Source organism: Bradyrhizobium sp. 186, assembly GCF_023101685.1.
Classification (GTDB): domain Bacteria; phylum Pseudomonadota; class Alphaproteobacteria; order Rhizobiales; family Xanthobacteraceae; genus Bradyrhizobium.
Window position 1 is genome coordinate 3,207,429 of the sequence record NZ_CP082164.1, and the last position, 15,927, is coordinate 3,223,355.

General features: G+C 64.4%; 15 protein-coding genes. 7 read left to right on the forward strand and 8 right to left on the reverse strand.

From position 1 onward, the window contains the following. Positions 1 to 50: 50 nt before the first annotated feature. The gene (locus IVB18_RS15255; protein ID WP_247989864.1) at positions 51 to 428 is read left to right on the forward strand and encodes a hypothetical protein; all 378 of its coding nucleotides are present in this window, start codon (positions 51 to 53) and stop codon (positions 426 to 428) included. A gap of 200 nt (positions 429 to 628) precedes the next feature. Here IVB18_RS15255 and IVB18_RS15260 read toward each other — a convergent pair whose 3' ends face one another. Continuing rightward, positions 629 to 847, reverse strand: coding sequence for a hypothetical protein (locus tag IVB18_RS15260; protein WP_247989865.1), 219 nt, complete (start codon positions 845 to 847; stop codon positions 629 to 631). A 229-nt stretch (positions 848 to 1,076) separates the two neighbouring features. Between IVB18_RS15260 and IVB18_RS15265 the strand changes: the two genes are divergently transcribed. The 4 genes from IVB18_RS15265 to uraD all read left to right on the forward strand — a co-directional run bounded on the left by IVB18_RS15265 (position 1,077) and on the right by uraD (position 3,689). Further along, positions 1,077 to 1,355 carry a hypothetical protein gene (locus IVB18_RS15265; RefSeq protein ID WP_247989866.1) on the forward strand — a complete coding sequence of 93 codons (279 nt, stop codon included), beginning with the start codon at positions 1,077 to 1,079 and terminating at the stop codon, positions 1,353 to 1,355. 89 nt (positions 1,356 to 1,444) lie between these two features. Beyond that, a complete protein-coding gene (locus IVB18_RS15270) occupies positions 1,445 to 1,858 on the forward strand; it encodes a DUF3830 family protein (RefSeq protein WP_247989867.1) in 414 nt (137 codons plus the stop codon). Beyond that, complete coding sequence (gene puuE, locus IVB18_RS15275) at positions 1,859 to 2,794, forward strand: allantoinase PuuE (protein ID WP_247989868.1); 936 nt, start codon at positions 1,859 to 1,861, stop codon at positions 2,792 to 2,794. It abuts the gene before it with no gap. Positions 2,795 to 2,801: 7 nt separating this feature from the next. Beyond that, positions 2,802 to 3,689: a 2-oxo-4-hydroxy-4-carboxy-5-ureidoimidazoline decarboxylase gene (gene uraD / locus IVB18_RS15280; protein WP_247989869.1), complete on the forward strand. Its 888-nt coding sequence runs from the start codon at positions 2,802 to 2,804 to the stop codon at positions 3,687 to 3,689. Here uraD and IVB18_RS15285 read toward each other — a convergent pair. Together IVB18_RS15285 and IVB18_RS15290 are read right to left on the reverse strand one after the other, a co-directional pair. After that, positions 3,686 to 6,412 carry a molybdopterin cofactor-binding domain-containing protein gene (locus IVB18_RS15285; RefSeq protein ID WP_247989870.1) on the reverse strand — a complete coding sequence of 909 codons (2,727 nt, stop codon included), beginning with the start codon at positions 6,410 to 6,412 and terminating at the stop codon, positions 3,686 to 3,688. The genes uraD and IVB18_RS15285 overlap by 4 nt on opposite strands. Continuing rightward, complete coding sequence (locus tag IVB18_RS15290; protein WP_247989871.1) at positions 6,409 to 7,236, reverse strand: FAD binding domain-containing protein; 828 nt, start codon at positions 7,234 to 7,236, stop codon at positions 6,409 to 6,411. The genes IVB18_RS15285 and IVB18_RS15290 overlap by 4 nt, the downstream gene beginning before the upstream one ends. Before the next feature lie 153 nt (positions 7,237 to 7,389). Between IVB18_RS15290 and IVB18_RS15295 the strand changes: the two genes are divergently transcribed. Continuing rightward, positions 7,390 to 8,739, forward strand: coding sequence for an 8-oxoguanine deaminase (locus IVB18_RS15295; protein ID WP_247989872.1), 1,350 nt, complete (start codon positions 7,390 to 7,392; stop codon positions 8,737 to 8,739). A 106-nt stretch (positions 8,740 to 8,845) separates the two neighbouring features. Here IVB18_RS15295 and IVB18_RS15300 read toward each other — a convergent pair whose 3' ends face one another. From IVB18_RS15300 to IVB18_RS15315, 4 genes are all read right to left on the reverse strand, one after another. Beyond that, entirely contained in the window at positions 8,846 to 9,922 is a 1,077-nt protein-coding gene (locus tag IVB18_RS15300; protein ID WP_247989873.1) for a BMP family ABC transporter substrate-binding protein, read from the reverse strand. A gap of 77 nt (positions 9,923 to 9,999) precedes the next feature. Further along, the gene (locus tag IVB18_RS15305; protein WP_247989874.1) at positions 10,000 to 10,917 is read right to left on the reverse strand and encodes an ABC transporter permease; all 918 of its coding nucleotides are present in this window, start codon (positions 10,915 to 10,917) and stop codon (positions 10,000 to 10,002) included. After that, positions 10,904 to 11,995, reverse strand: a complete 1,092-nt coding sequence (locus tag IVB18_RS15310; RefSeq protein WP_247989875.1) for an ABC transporter permease — start codon at positions 11,993 to 11,995, stop codon at positions 10,904 to 10,906. Before IVB18_RS15310 ends, IVB18_RS15305 begins: the two co-directional genes overlap by 14 nt. Further along, positions 11,979 to 13,550 (reverse strand): ABC transporter ATP-binding protein, encoded by a 1,572-nt coding sequence (locus IVB18_RS15315; protein WP_247989876.1) that lies wholly within the window; start codon positions 13,548 to 13,550, stop codon positions 11,979 to 11,981. Before IVB18_RS15315 ends, IVB18_RS15310 begins: the two co-directional genes overlap by 17 nt. Before the next feature lie 582 nt (positions 13,551 to 14,132). Between IVB18_RS15315 and IVB18_RS15320 the strand changes: the two genes are divergently transcribed. Next, positions 14,133 to 15,239, forward strand: coding sequence for a hypothetical protein (locus IVB18_RS15320; RefSeq protein ID WP_247989877.1), 1,107 nt, complete (start codon positions 14,133 to 14,135; stop codon positions 15,237 to 15,239). 189 nt (positions 15,240 to 15,428) lie between these two features. On the opposite strand, the gene IVB18_RS15325 is transcribed toward IVB18_RS15320, so the two are convergent. Continuing rightward, complete coding sequence (locus tag IVB18_RS15325; protein ID WP_247989878.1) at positions 15,429 to 15,914, reverse strand: nucleoside deaminase; 486 nt, start codon at positions 15,912 to 15,914, stop codon at positions 15,429 to 15,431. Between the last annotated feature and the right edge of the window lie 13 nt (positions 15,915 to 15,927).

Consider the following 15,927-nt stretch of genomic DNA (forward strand, 5'->3'; position numbering starts at 1 on the left):
TTATTTAGCGTTTGCATATGTCTTTCGGGCGAGAACAGAGGAAGGTCAAAATGAGTATTGGACCCATGATTTCAGCAGGCGGCCGCAACATCGTTCTGGCTGCGGTTGCGAGCCTCGCCCTCGCAGCTTCCGCATCGCCATCCCGCGCAGCATCGACTACACCTGCGAATGCGGTTGCCGGAAGCTCGAACGCGTCCGCGGTGACCGACTTCAGCGCTGCCCGGCGTCACCGCTATTATCGTCGGGGACCAAGTGCAGCAGGCCTTGCTTTCATGGGCGCGGCAACAGGTTTGATCGCCGGCGCAATCGCTGAGAGCCAGCGTCGCGAGTATTACGAGAACAACTATTACTACGGCGGCCCACGCACCTACTACGATCGGGGCTATGGCTATTATGGTGGTCCAGGCAACTATTATCGACCCTACTGATTGTCGTTCGACCGGACGAGGCGCCTCGAAAGCGAGGTAAACGACTGCCGCCCGAGTCGATTTTTCAGGGGCCTGCGCCCGTGATCTCGAGGGGATTGAATTGCCCTCAAATGTTTCTCACCGTCATCCCGGCGATGGTCAGGGCGACGATGGCGACATGGCGGAGTGCTCGTTACACGCAGAGCACCCCGCCTCTCACATCACCGTCCCGCCGGCGCCGACATGGCGCCGTTGGCGTAGCGCGACCAGTCCGGCGCGGTCGGCTGCGACGGCCAGATGGCGGCGTTGGAGTCGCGCACCGATTGGGTGATCGGCGCGGGTTGCGCCTTGCGGACGTGATGGCGGTCGTTCGCCGAGGCGGTCTGGATGGTGACGGCGGCAATCAGCGTGGCGCCGAGAATGGTGAAGGTCGTTCGCATCGTTGTTTCTCCCGTGACGACGCTCCGGCTGTGAGAGGTATCTGGTGTATTCGTCGTCGCTGGTGACATGGCGATGCGTCCTGCTAAATATCAGCAGCGTTGGCATCACGATGGGGCGAGCAAATTTTTTGGTCTCGGCTAAATATTCGGCAATCGCGCCTGCGCGGCCGATGGACTTGCCCCCGGCAATCCGGTTGAATGGGGTAAATCGAGTTTTTGAGCGACAACGATGTCGAAATATCTGCTGGTCCTTCTGCTGATCGCCTCGCCGGCCGCGGCGCAAGTCAAGTTGACGCCCAAGGCCACGGCGGCGCATCCCGACCCCTGCGCCCCGATCGGGCGGACCGCGGACGGCAAGCTGGTCTACTCCATGAAATGCGAGAACCTCCCGGCACCGCCTTCGCCCCCGCCGCAGGCGGAACTGAAGGAGGCGCCCGCGCCGGCCGCCGAGCCGGAGCCGGAGGTTCGGCGGAGCGGCCTTTTCGGCTGGTCCTACGACCGCAGGTGAGGGGCCGCGCTACTTGCGCCAAGCCCTCCGGAATGCTCTTTGCTTGAAAGTTCCCCGTGGGGCCACCGCCCCCGATCCAGAGAGATGAGATGAGCAAACTCGTTATCCGCGCCGGTGATTTCCGCTTCGATGCCCGCTTCGAGGAGCAGCTTGCGCCCAAAACCGTTGCTGCGTTCCGCAAAGCGCTGCCGTTCGAAAGCCACATCATCCATGTGCGGTGGAGCGGCGAGGGCGTGTGGATGCCGCTCGGCGACCTCGATTTCGGCGTCGGCTACGAGAACCATACGAGCTATCCCGCGCCCGGCCAGATCATCCTCTATCCCGGCGGCATCAGCGAGACCGAGATCCTGCTGGCCTATGGCGGGGTGCATTTCGCCAGCAAGATGGGCCAGCTCGCCGGCAACCATTTCATCACGCTGACCTCGGGCCTGGAGAATCTCGCGACCCTCGGCAAGAGCGTGCTGTGGAAGGGCGCCCTCCCGATCCGCTTCGAGGAAGCCTGAGTGACGGAGCCCCGCTACCCGCGCGATCTCCGCGGTTACGGCCGTAACCCGCCGCATCCGCAATGGCCGGGTCATGCGCGGGTCGCGGTGCAGTTCGTCGTCAATTTCGAGGAAGGCGGCGAGAACAACATTTTGCACGGCGACCGCGCTTCGGAGGCATTCCTGTCCGACGTGCTGGGCGCGCAGCCTTGGGTCGGCCAGCGCCATGCCAATATCGAGTCGATGTTCGAGTATGGTTCGCGCGCCGGCTTCTGGCGGCTGTGGCGGATGTTCACCGCGCGCAACTGGCCAACCACGGTGTTCGGCGTCGCCACCGCGCTGAAGCGTAATCCCGAAATCGTCGCCGCGATGAAGGAGGGTGGCTGGGATATCGCGAGCCACAGCCTGAAGTGGATCGAGCACAAGGACATGACCGAGGCGCAGGAGCGCGCCGAGATCGCGGAGGCTATCCGCGTCCACACCGAGGCCACCGGCGCGCGGCCGCTCGGCTGGTACACCGGACGATCCTCGATCAACACCAACCGTCTGCTGATGGAGGAGGGCGGCTTCCTCTATCTCTGCGATTCCTATGCCGACGATCTGCCCTATTGGGTCAAGGGCGCGAAGGGCAAGCAGGTCATCATTCCATACACGCTTGATGCCAACGACATGCGCTTCATCAATCCGCAAGGCTTTGCGGAAGGCGAGCAGTTCTTCACCTATCTGAAAGACGCGTTCGACGTGCTCTATGCCGAGGGCGAGACCGCGCCGAAGATGATGTCGGTGGGGCTGCACTGCCGTCTCGCCGGCCGGCCCGGCCGCGCCGCAGGCCTGATCCGCTTCCTCGATTATATCGGCAAGCACGAACGCGTCTGGGTGCCGACGCGGCTCCAGATTGCCCAGCATTGGCACGACAAGCACGCGGATCTTGCCGCCGACGCGTTCGAGATCGGGTGAGGGGACAATGTCGCAGATCTCGCTCTCCGATCTCAATGCCGCAAGCAAGGCCGATTTCGTCACCGCGCTCGCCAACGTCGTCGAATATTCGCCGTGGATCGCCGAGCAGCTTGCCGAACAGCGGCCGTTTGCCGGCGTTGTTCAGCTGCACACCGCGCTGATGGCGGCGATCCAGAGCGCTGAACCCGAGGTGCAGTTGGCGCTGATCCGGGCGCATCCCGATCTCGCCAACAAGACCCAGCGCGCGGCGGGCCTTACCGCGGAATCGACCGACGAGCAGAACAGCGCCGGCCTCGATCGGCTGTCGGAGGCCGAATACGCCGCGTTCGAGCGCGTCAACAATGCTTATCGCGCGAAATTTGGCTTCCCCTATATCGTCTGCGTGCGCCGTCACACCAAGGATTCCGTCCTGCGGGACTTCGAGACGCGGTTGTTCAACATCACCAAAACCGAGACGCGACGCGCGATCGAGGAGATCGGGCGGATCTCAGCGCTGCGGCTCGATCAGCTCGTCGTCGCCGACGACAGACTGAAGGTGCATGGCCGGCTGTCGACGCATGTGCTCGACAATCATGCCGGCAGGCCTGCGCCCGGCATCGCGATCGAGCTGGTCGAGCTCGCGAGCCTCGGCGAGAACCGCGTGATTGCGCGCGCCGTCACCAATGCCGATGGTCGCACCGACCAGCCGCTGATCGGCGGCCGTCCGCTGCCGATCGGCCGCTATGAGCTCAAATTCAGCGTTGCCAAATATTACGCCGAGCGCAACGTACCGCTGTCCGACCCGCCGTTTCTCGACGAGATCCCGTTACGCTTTGCGATCAGCGAGCCGGAAAGCCACTACCACGTCCCGCTCTTGGTCACGCCGTGGAGCTACTCGACCTATCGCGGCAGCTAGCATCCGAACTTCTCGTATAGCGCCGGAAACAGCCGGTCCGGCTTGAAGGGCGGCGCAGTGAAACGAATGCCGGTAGCGTCCGCGATCGCGTTGCCGAGTGCGGCGGCGACCGGATTGTAGGGGCTCTCGCTCATCGACTTCGCGCCCAGCGGTCCAATCGTGTCGGACGTGTCGGCGAAGAAGACTTCAGTGCGCGGCACGTCGCCCAAGGACGGCAGGTGGTAGTCGCGGAATTTCGGGTTGGTGACGCGGCCGTCCGCGTCGATCACCATCTCCTCGTAGAGCGCAGCACCGAGCGCCTGGGCCACGCCGCCCTCGACCTGACCGCGGCACTGCATGGGGTTGGCGACGACGCCCGCATCCGCCGCCTGTACGCTCTTGAGAATCCTGAGCTCGCCGGTGCCCTTGTTCACGGCGACGCGAAAGCCGTGGACGTTGAAGCCGACCGAGCGCGGCGTGCCGCCGGAATTGCCGGCCGCCGCAAGCGGCTGTCCGCGTTCGCGCGCGAGTTTCGCCAGTTCCGCAAACGACATCCGTCGCACGCCGCTGACGACGGCTTCGCCCTCGAGCACGCAAGTCCCAGCGTCGCAAAGCCAGGCGGCTGCGGCGGCAGCCTTCAGTTCGGTCGCAAGCCGCAGGGCCGCTGCGTGGGTCGCCTTGCCGGCAACGAAGATGCCTGCGCTGCCATAGGCGCCGGTGTCGTGGCCGCCATGGGCGGTGTCGGACTGGCGCAGGAAGATCCTGTCGACGGTAGTCGCAAGCGTTGTCGCGGCGATCTGCCGATGCACGGTGCTGGTGCCGTTTCCGAATTCGGCGGTGCCGATGGTGAGATCGAAGCCTCCATCATCGCGCAGCGCGATCATCGCGTCAGCGATGTGACCCGCCGGGGGTACCGTGTCGATCATGGTCAGCGCAATACCTTCGCCGATCAGCCACTCCGGCGATGGGTCAGGCTGCGGGTTATCCGCCTGCATCGCACGTTCGACGAGGTCGAGGCACTGGTCGAGCCCGTAGGAGCCGTAGAGCACGTCGTGATATTCGGACGGGGGCGGCGCCAGCATCGGGTCGCCGGGCTTGACGATGTTGCGGCGGCGCATGTCGTAGGGACTGATGCCGAGCTGCTTCGCCAGCTCGTCGATCGCAGCTTCCACCGCGATCAGCGTCTGCGGCAGGCCATAGCCGCGAAACGCGCCGGCAGGCACCGTGTTGGTGTAGACGGCGACGCCGTCAACCTTCTTGTTCGGGCAGTTGTAGACGCTGATGGATTCGGACACTGCGTGAAACATCACGGGGCCGGCGTGATTGCCATAAGCGCCGGTGTTGGAGAGCACGTCGAGCTGGAGCGCGGTGAGCTTGCCGTTTGCATCGGCGCCGGCCTTGATGTGAACCCGCATCGGGTGTCGCGTCGAGGTCGCGATGAACTGCTCCTCGCGGGTGAGCTCGAGCTTCACCGGCCGTCCGGTCTTCAGCGCCGCGAGCGCCAAAATGTCCTCGACGAACATCTCCTGCTTGCCGCCAAAACCGCCGCCGACGCGCTCGCAGAACACACGGACCTTGTCCATGGGAAGCGTGAAGATGTCGGATAGCGCGCGCCGCGTCAGGAACGGCACCTGGGTCGAGCAGCGGACGTTGAGCACGCCGGAATCATCGAGCCAGGCGAGGCCGCCATGGGTCTCCAGCGCCGCATGCTGCACACGATGGCTGTGGAAGGTGCCCTCGAAGGTGACGGCAGAGGTAGCGAGTGCCGTTGCGACATCGCCGAACTCACCATGCGTCTCCGCGACGAGGTTGCGCTGGGCGTCGGCGACGCGGTTCGCAGTGGTCCGGTCGGGATGAATGACTGGCGCGCCCGGCGCCATCGCCTGCTCGGGATCGATCAGCGCGGGCAGGATCTCGTACTCGACCTTCAGCCGCCGACAGGCTTCTTCGGCGGCGGCTTCGCTCTCGGCAACGACCGCGGCAACCTTCTGCCCGATGAAGCGGACGACGTTGTCGAGGATGAGGGTGTCCTCGGGGTCCATCCAGTCGTTTTCGTGCCGCGCGGTGGAGAACAGCATCGACGGCGCGTCTTCATGGGTCAGCACCGCGTGCACGTCGGGGACAGCCAGCGCCGCCGATTTGTCGATCGCGACGATTTTCGCATGCGCGTGCGGCGAGCGGAGCAGCTTGATGTGCAGCAGGCCGTCGATTTCGGTGTCGAAAGTATAGCGCGCCTGGCCGCGCACGACGTCAGGGCCTGCAGGCGCCGGCAGGCTGCGGCCGAATGCGGCACCGGCTTCCACGCTCTCTTCGACATTGGTCTTGCCAAGGAGCGCATCCTCGATCGAACGATAGCCGGTGCAGCGGCAGATGTTGCCTTTTAGCGCGACGCCGAGATCCGTGCGCTGGGCCTGGTTCAGCGAGGCGCAGGTCAGGATCATGCCGGCGGTGCAGAAGCCGCACTGGAACCCTTGCGCGTCGAGGAAGGCCTGCTGCATCGGATGCGTGCCGCTGTCGCCCCCGAGCCCTTCGATCGTGGTGACGGCACGGCCTTCGGCGCGGAAGGCGGGGATCAGGCAGCTATGCACGGGCTCGCCGTCGAGCAGCACGGTGCAGGCGCCGCAATCACCGGCGTCGCAGCCTTTCTTCACGCCGAAATGTCCAAGCTCGCGCAAGAACGTGCGCAGGCACTGGCCCGCGCGCGGCTCTTGCGAAAACGGCTTGCCGTTGATCTCGAAGCTCATGGCCGCGTGGTATCCAGCAGTTCGCCGCGGATCTCCTCGGCGAGCCGCAGCGTCATGTGCTTGCGCCAGAGCGATTTGCCGTGAATGTCGGTGTGGTACAACTCGTCAGCGATCTGCTGCTCGATCGCGGCGCGAAGGGCGCTGGCATCGGGTGGCGTTGAAAACGACAATTGAATCGGGCGCACCGTCGATGCGGTCACCGACAGCGTCAGCGTGCCATCGGCATCGAGGCTGCCGATTAGAAGCACTGCGGAACGCCCGACCGGCGCCAGCGAGATCTGGCGAAATGCCGGACGGCGCTTCAGAGCGGCGAGCGGGATATCGATCTGCCGCAGCAGGTCGCCCGGAGCCAGGCGATTGCGCTGGTTGCCGGTGACGAAGCCGGCGACGGGAATCTTCTGTTCGCCGCCGCCGGCCTTCCAGATGGTGCAGACGCCGTCGAGCGCGGAGGTGAGCGAGATCATCGGTCCCGCCGGCAGCGACATGCAGATATTGCCGCCCACCGTCGCCGTCTTCCAGACTTTGAAGGAAGCGAGGAAGGCGCGGCAGCACTGGCTGATCAGTGGTGCCACGAGCCAGTCGGCGGGGCAGGCGAGGCCATCGAGCTGCGCGACGGTGCATGTCGCGGCGATGATGAGGTGGCTGTCCGTGATCGTCAACGCCGGCCATTTCAGATCGGTGAGATCAATCAACCGTGTCAGGTGGATTTGCGGTTCCGAGAACAGCCAGGTGCCGCCCGCCAGCCAAGCATCACCTGGCGTCCAAACGGGCAGTTGCGTGCGCGTTTGCGGATGGGCCACTGTCGTGATGGTATTCAAGTCCATGGCGAGGCCAGCGCTTCCAGCGGATGATTTGCTCCACGGCAAAGTCTTGCAAGTCGGACGCCAAGTCGCAACAACAAGTTGCAGCAATAACGCGATCGGGCTGGCCTCTGCCTTGCAGGCCCGCCGTCGGCGGATGTGAGGAGAAGCAGGATCATGAGCGACGCAAAGCCGACCTGGATCAGGGATCCCCTGGCCATCCTCGCCGACGGCGCCGAGCGCGGGATCGTGGTGAAAGACGGCCGGATCATCGAGCTGGTGCCGGCCGGCGGCACGCCTGCGACTCCAGATATCGCGGTGTTTAATGCGGGCGAGCATGTCGTGCTGCCGGGCCTCATCAACACGCATCATCATTTCTACCAGACGCTGACGCGGGCGCTGCCGGCGGCGATGGACCGCGAGCTGTTTCCCTGGCTCCAGGCGCTCTATCCGGTGTGGGCGAAGATGACGCCGGAATCGCTGGAGCTCGGCGTCACCGTGGCAATGTCCGAGCTGCTCCTCTCGGGCTGCACCACGACGACGGATCATCACTATGTGTTTCCGGCAGGGCTCGAGGAGTCCGTCGATATCGAGGTTGCAGTTGCAAAACGGCTTGGTGTCCGCGTGCTGCTCACGCGCGGCTCCATGAACCTGTCGCAGCGTGACGGCGGCCTGCCGCCGGACAGCGTCGTGCAGGACGAGGATACGATCCTCGCGGACAGCGCGCGCGTGGTCGCCAGGCATCACCAGCGCGGTGCTGACGCGATGGTACAGATTGCGCTCGCGCCATGCTCGCCCTTTTCGGTGACGACATCGCTGATGCGCGCCACCGCAGATCTCGCCGACAAGCTCGACGCTCGCCTGCACACTCATCTCGCGGAGACCGAGGACGAGAACAAGTTCTGCCAGCAGATGTATGGCTGCCGTCCGCTCGACTATCTCGAGCAGTGCGGCTGGCTCAACGCGCGGACCTGGCTTGCCCACGGCATCTTCTTCAACGCCGAGGAGATGAAGCGGCTCGGCAAGGCCAAGACGACCATCAGCCATTGCGCCTGTAGCAACCAGCTCCTGGCCTCCGGCTGCTGTCCGGTGTGCGAGATGGAAGAGGCCGGCGTCGGGATCGGCATCGGTGTCGATGGCTCGGCCTCGAACGACGGATCGAACCTGATGCAGGAGGTGCGCGCCGCGTTCCTGCTGCAACGGGCGCGCTACGGGGTGACGAAGGTCAGCCACAAGGATGCGCTGCGCTGGGCCACCCAGGGCTCGGCAGCGTGCGTGGGCCGGCCGGAACTCGGCGCGATCGCCGCCGGCAAGGCGGCCGACCTTGCGCTGTTCAAGCTCGACGAGCTGCGCTTTTCCGGCCACGGCGATCCGCTGGCCGCACTGGTGCTGTGCGGGGCGCATCGGGCCGATCGTGTGATGGTGGCGGGAAAATGGGCGGTGATCGACGGCGCGATCCCGGGACTGGACGTCCCTGACCTTGTCCGCCGCCACAGTTCCGCGGCTCGGGCGATGCAGGCGGGATAGCGACGGAATAGAAAGAGGGGGCGACCACAAGTGCCGGGTGCTTCTGGCCACCCCCTCCAAACCTCCTCCGGGAGGAGCAGGTGATTTTTGCGATGCAAGAAGCGTGCTACTTGCCCGGCAGCTTGTCGTCGATGCCCTTGACGTAGAAATTCATGCCGAGGATCTGGCCGTCGTCGAGGTGATCGCCGCCTTTGCACTCGACCGGCTTGCCGTCCTGCCCAACGACCGGGCACTTGAACGGATGCAGCTTGCCGGCGGTGATCGCCGCCTGGGCATCCTCGGCGAGCTTCTTCACGTCGTCAGGCATGTTGGTGTAGGGCGCCATCGCGAACATGTGGCTGTCGAGGCCGCCCCAGGTATCCTCGGACTTCCAGGTGCCGTCGAGCTCGGCCTTGACGCGCGCGATGTAGTAGGGGCCCCAAGTGTCGAGGATCGAGGTCAGCTGGGTCTTTGGCCCGAATTTGATCATCTCGGAGTCCTGGCCGAAGGCGAGCTTGCCGCGTTCGCTGGCGATCTGCATCGCCGCCGGCGAATCCGTGTGCTGCATGATGACGTCGGCGCCCTGGTCGATCAGCGCCTTTGCGGCATCGGCTTCCTTGCCCGGATCGAACCAGGTGTTGGCCCAGATGATCTTGACCTTGATGTTCGGGTTGATGGTTTGCGCCGCGACGATCGTCGCGTTAATGCCGGAGACGACCTCGGGAATCGGGAACGAGCCGATATAGCCGAGCACGCCGGACTTCGACATCTTGGCTGCGATCAGGCCCTGGATGTAGCGGCCCTGGTACCACTTGGCCGAGTACGTCGACATGTTCTTGTCGCGCTTGTAGCCGGTCGAATGCTCGAAATGCACGTTGGGATATTTCTTCGCGACCTTCAGTGTCGGATCCATGTAGCCGAACGACGTGGTGAAGATCAGCTTGTTGCCGGCGCGGACGAGCTGCTCGATCGCACGCTCTGCATCGGGGCCTTCGGGGACGTTCTCGAGATAGGTGGTCTCGATCTTGTCGCCCAATTCCTTCACCAGCGCCTGGCGCGCGAGGTCGTGCTGGTAGGTCCACCCCAGGTCGCCGATCGGACCCAAATAGATGAAGCCGACTTTCAGCTTGTCGGCGGCGGAGGCTGCACTGACGCTCCCGGCAAGCAAAAGCCAGGCAGCCAGCGCAAGAAGTGTTTTCCTCATCATCAATCTCCAAACAGTCGGGGAAAGCCACAATCCGCAACGTGCGCGCCCCATCGCGCACGCCGCGGAAATCAAACTCAGCGGTCAGGCACAAACACGGTGCCGAGCGCGGCCGGTGCGGTCGAGCCGCCGGTGCGCGCGCGGGACAGCAGGACCAGAACGATGACGGTCGCGAGATAAGGCAACGCAGACATGAACTGCGAAGGAATGCCGACGCCCCAGCCCTGCGCGTGCAGTTGCAGGATCGTCACCGCGCCGAACAGGTAGGCGCCGACCACGAGCCGGCCCGGCCGCCAGGACGAGAACACGACCAGTGCCAGTGCGATCCAGCCGCGGCCCGCGGTCATGCCGGGAATGAAGAACGGGGTGTAGGCGAGCGGCAGATAGGCGCCGGCAAGGCCTGCGCAGGCGCCGCCGAACATCACGGCGAAGGTGCGGATGCGCAGCACGGGATAGCCGAGCGCATGCGCTGAGACGTGGTTGTCGCCACAGGCGCGAAGGATCAAACCCGGTCGCGTGCGGTACAGGAACCACCAGACGCCGACGATCAGCGCCAGCGAGAAATAGACGAAGGCGTCCTCGCCGAACAGCACGCGGCCGATCAGCGGGATGTCGGTGAGGCCGGGAATATAGAGATGTACCGCCGGCGTGATGCGCTCGCCGACGAAGCCGGCACCGATCAGGCCCGACAGGCCGACGCCCAGGATGGTCAGCGCGAGACCCGTTGCGACCTGGTTGACGGCAAGACCGAGCGCCATCAGCGCAAAGATCAGCGACATCAACATGCCCGCGACGATGCCGAACAGCGCGCCGATGAAGATCGAGCCGGTCAACCACGCTCCGGCGAAGCCGCAGGCCGCGCCGACGATCATCATGCCCTCGACGCCGAGGTTGAGCACGCCGGCGCGTTCGGTCACGAGTTCGCCGGTCGCCGCGATCAGGAGCGGCGTCGAGGCGGCGAGCACTGCCAGGATGATGGCCTCAACCAGTTCCACGGGCCACCTGACGGTTCGGGAAGACCAGTTTGAAGCGGTAGAGGATGAGGGAATCGCAGGCGAGCACGTAGAACAGCAGAATGCCCTGAAAAACCTTGGTGACGTCCAACGGGATCTTCATCGCGATCTGCGCTTGCTCGCCGCCGATAAAGGTCAATGCGAGAAAAAGACCTGCAATTAGTATTCCAAGCGGGTTCAATCGCCCGAGAAAAGCAACGATGATCGCGGTAAAGCCGTAGCCGGGCGAGATGCCGGGCTGGAGGTGGCCGACGGGGCCCGCAACCTCGACGATGCCCGCGAGGCCCGCTAACGCGCCGGAGACGGCGAAGGTCAGGATGATCAGCTGGTTGGCGTTGAAGCCGCCGAACCGTGCGGCGCGGGGCGCGGCACCGACCACGCGGATCTCAAATCCCTTGATGGTTCGCCCGAGCAGGATCGCCGCCGCCGCGACGACGAGCAGCGCGATGATCGAGCCGAGATGCAGCCGGCCGCCTTCGATCAGCAGCGGAACCGTTGCGACCGGATCGAACTCGGCCGTGGTCGGGAAGTTGAAGCCGTGCGGGTCGCGCCAGGGCCCGCGCACGAGGTAATCAAGAAAGAGATCGGCGACATAGACCAGCATCAGGCTGGTCAGGATTTCGCTGGCGCCGAACTTCACCTTGCAGATCGCCGGGATCAGCGCGTAGAGCGCACCCGCGGCCGCTGCGAGAACGAACATCGCCGGCAGGACCCAGGCGCCGGCGTCGGTGCCTTGGGTCTTCACCGCGATCCAGCTTCCGGCTACCGCGCCGATCAGGAATTGCCCCTCGGCTCCGATGTTCCAGGCATTGGCGAGGTAGCAGAGCGATAGCCCGATCGCGATCATCACCAGCGGCGTCGCCTTCACCGCGATCTCCTGAAGCGAATAGCTGTCGGTCAAGGGCGCGATGAAATAGGCATGCAGCGCCAGAAGCGGGTTCTTGCCGAGGATCGCGAACAGGATGGTCATGGTCACGATCGTCAAGCCGATCGCGATCAGCGGAGAGACCAGCGCGATCGTGTTGGAGCGCTCGGCGCGCTTCTCAAGCACCAACTGCATGCGCGGCCTCCTTCGGCTCCAGGCTGCTTCCGCCCATCAACAGGCCGAGCTTCTCGCGCGTCGCTTCGCTGGTAGCTAGCGGTTCCGACAGCCGGCCGTGGAACATCACGGCGATGCGGTCGGCAATCTCGGCGAGCTCGTCGAGATCCTGGCTGGTCACCAGCACAGCGGCGCCCGCGACTGCCAGATCGAGCAGCGCCTGGCGGATCACGGCGGCGGCGCCGGCATCGACGCCCCAGGTCGGCTGGCTCACCACCAGCACCGCCGGGTTGCGCAGGATTTCGCGGCCCACGATGAATTTCTGCAAATTGCCGCCGGAGAGGCTCGCGGCTTCCGGATCGCGCTTGGCCTTGCGGACGTCGAAGGTTTCGGTCGCGCGGTCCACGGTCTTCAGCGTGGCCGCCGTGTCGATGAAACCGCGATGAACCATGCCGCTGGCCGCGTGCCCGGTGAGCAGCGCATTCTCCGACAGCTTCATGCGCGGCGCGGTGCCGTGGCCGAGCCGCTCTTCAGGCACGAAAGCCGCGCCCAGCTTGCGCCGCCGGGTGATCGAGAGGTGGCCAGCGGCGATGCCTTCGATCACAATTGTGCCGGGGTCCCTCGACAGCCGCTCGCCGGACAGCGCAGCGAACAGCTCGTCCTGGCCATTGCCGGCGACGCCGGCGATGCCCAGAATTTCGCCGCCCTTCAGCTCGAACGAGATGTGCTCGAGCCGCACGCCATGCGCTTCGTCTGGCGCAAGTGAGAGATCGTTGACGACAAGCCGCGGCACGGTGGTCTGCCGGCCAGCAGCGGCCTTCACCTCCTTGATCTCGCCGCCCACCATCATGCGCGCGAGCGAAGCCGCGGTCTCGAGCCTGGGATTGCAGGTCTGCACCTTCTTGCCGCCGCGCAAGATCGTCGCGGTGTCGCAGAGGCGTTTCACCTCGTCGAGCTTGTGGCTGATATAGAGGATGGCGCGGCCTTCGGCCTTGAGCCGCCCCAGCACGATGAAGAGCTGATCAGCCTCCTGCGGGGTCAATACCGCGGTGGGCTCGTCCAGGATCAGGAATTTCGGGTCCTGCATCAGCGCGCGGACGATCTCGATGCGTTGGCGCTCGCCGACTGACAACTGCCAGACCTCGCGCCTGGGATCGAGCGGCAGACCATAAGTCCTCGACACCTGCTCCAGCCGCGCCGACATGTCCTTGAAGGACTCCTTGCCGTCGAGGCCGAGCGCGACGTTCTCGGCGACGGTGAGGTTGTCGAACAGCGAGAAGTGCTGGAACACCATGCCGATGCCGCGGCTGCGCGCTTCCGACGGACCGGACAGCACGATCGGCTCGCCGCGCCAGCGAATCTCGCCGGCACTGGGCTGGATCAGCCCGTAGACCGCCTTGACCAGCGTCGACTTGCCGGCGCCGTTTTCGCCAAGCAGCGCGTGGATTTGCGTCGGCCAAATGTCGATGTCGATGGAATCGTTGGCGAGGAAATCACCATAGCGTTTGGTGAGCCCGAGCGTTTGAAGCAGCGGGGACTCGCCGGAATGCAGGCCGTTAGGCGTCGGATCTAACATTCGCTGATGCGCTTGCATGGGATGAAGTGCCTCAATTGTGGGCCAGTTTGAACCGCGGCGTAAGGTGCGAAAAAGCGTCATCCCTTGCTCAACGCTTCGGCAGGTGGGCAGGCCTCGCGAGTAGCTCCTCTCGCCGGGTGTCGATCGCTGCCAACCGCTCTCCGGACAGTCGTCGCGGCCGCGCCGTGCGAGCAAGGCCTGTTGCAAATTTGTGACGATTCAAGCCAAATCGGAACCCGCTATGCAGGCTTGACGTGAAGTTGAGCAAGGTCGCGCCACCACGCGTATGCAATGACGGACTGCAATCACAGTCATCGGCAACGATCGTGTCCGTGTCGTTCTCCCGACGCAAAAGACAAACGAAATCAAACGGGAATGTTCGGCAATGGCCGGCATCGCCTTGTCGCTCGCAGGTGAGGACAGCGCGAAAAAACCTCGAGATCTCGCGATGAAGCGCCGCCTGCTGCCGAAACAAGCGGCATGCCTTGAAAAAAGTTGAGGCTTCTCACTCCGGGAGATCAGCGCAAGTGTCGCACCCAAGGGACGTTCATTTTTACGTGTCCAAACTTGGGGGTATTCAGGATGTCGTTTCGTTTCAGGGCAATTGCAGCAGCGGCGCTGTCACTTGCTACGCTCGCCACCGGTGGCTTGGCTCAGGCAGCAGATTTGCCGGTCAAGGCCGCCAAGAAAGTGCCTGATCTCCCGTTCTTCCTCGTGATTGACAACCGCGTGTCGTTCTCCTGGATGCCCAAGGGCACGGATCCTGGCATGTGGAGCGTCCGTCCGGATGGCAGCATCAACGGCACCACCGCCAAGCAGGTCTATTCGTTCACGCACTTCGATCTGTGGGCCTACGGCACCAACTTCTTCACCATCTCGATGTTCAAGTCCGGTCATAACGACCCGGCTTCGCCTTGCGTCGCGCCCGGCGTGACCATCACCGGCGGCGTCGGCGATTGCGCCGGCGCAACCGAGATCTACGGCCTGTTCCGCTCGACCTTCGGCTGGAACGAGCTGTTCAACACCAAGACCTTCACCATGGGCCCGCTGCACAACATCTCGTTCGAAGTCGGTATGGATGCCAACACCGAGAACAACTTCCTCGCGCCCGCCAAGCGCGACGTCGTCGCCGGTCTGCAGTTCGCCTTCGACCTTCCCTACAAGGGCTACTTCAACGTCGCGCCCTTGATGTACTATGAGTTCCTGAATCACAACTCCTTCACCCAGTGCGGCCTGTTCGGACCGGGCGTGGCGGGCGTGACCTGTAATTCGGACGGAAACGTCAGTTACAAGCCGACCTGGGCCGTCGAAATCAACTACTACATGGACCTCGGCTTCCTGCCGCCGAACATGCAGTTCTGGTCGATCAGCGGCCGCGCCGGCTGGTATGGCCCGAAGGGCGACTCGAACGGCCTTCCTGCGCTCTCGGGCACTGGCATCTTCAGCACCAAGTCCAAGACCGAACTCAACAGCGAACCGATCCGCCTGACTTTCGATGCTTCGAAGGCGGTGTGGGGTGACAAGTACTCGCACTTCGTCGATCTCTGGGTTGCCTACCGCTACTGGCAGAACAAGTTCGGCCTCGACCACAACGCCATGGCTGGCGTCTGCACGATCGCCCCGACCGGCCAGAGCACCAAGAGCTGCACCGAGTCGACGGTCTACGGTGGCGTCACTGTGAAGTTCTGATCGACTGAAGGTCTCCAAGCTACAACGATGGCGCCGCGCATGTCCCGCGCGGCGCCATTCTGCTTTCTTTCTTCACCTCGCCCCGCTTGCGGGGAGAGGCCGGATCGCATCGTGTTTGCGGAAGCAGCCCCTCACCACAATCCTCTCCCCGCAAGAGCGGGGCGAGGCGGTGCAGCTCGCTTGGGCCGTCTACTTCGTCCACACGCCGTCGTGCAGTGCTTCGGCCTCGTCCTCGAGCATAGGCCCGACGATCTCCGTCGGTCGCTGGCCGCTGGCAAAGACCTCGCGGCAGGGCAGGTCGAGCGTCGGGTTCTCCGGGTGGTTGCCGGTGACGCCGCGCAGACGGTGCTCGCTGAGGCCATAGACGACGCGGCCGATGCCGGCCCAGTAGATCGCACCGGCGCACATCGCGCAGGGCTCGGCGGAGGAATAGAGCGTGGCTTTCGCCAGCACTTCGCGGCCGAGCGTGCGGCAGGCCTGCGTTGCCGCCAGGCGCTCGGCATGGGCGGTGCCGTCGTGATCCGGCATGTAGCCGTTCTCGGCCTCGATCAGCACCTTGCCGTCCCCATCGACGACGATGCAGCCGAAGGGGTGGTTGCCATGGCTGAGCGAGCGGCGGGCGACCGCGAAGGACAGGCGCAAAAGCTGTTCGTCGCGTTCGGTTTGGCCGTCCATTGATGCTCCGCGG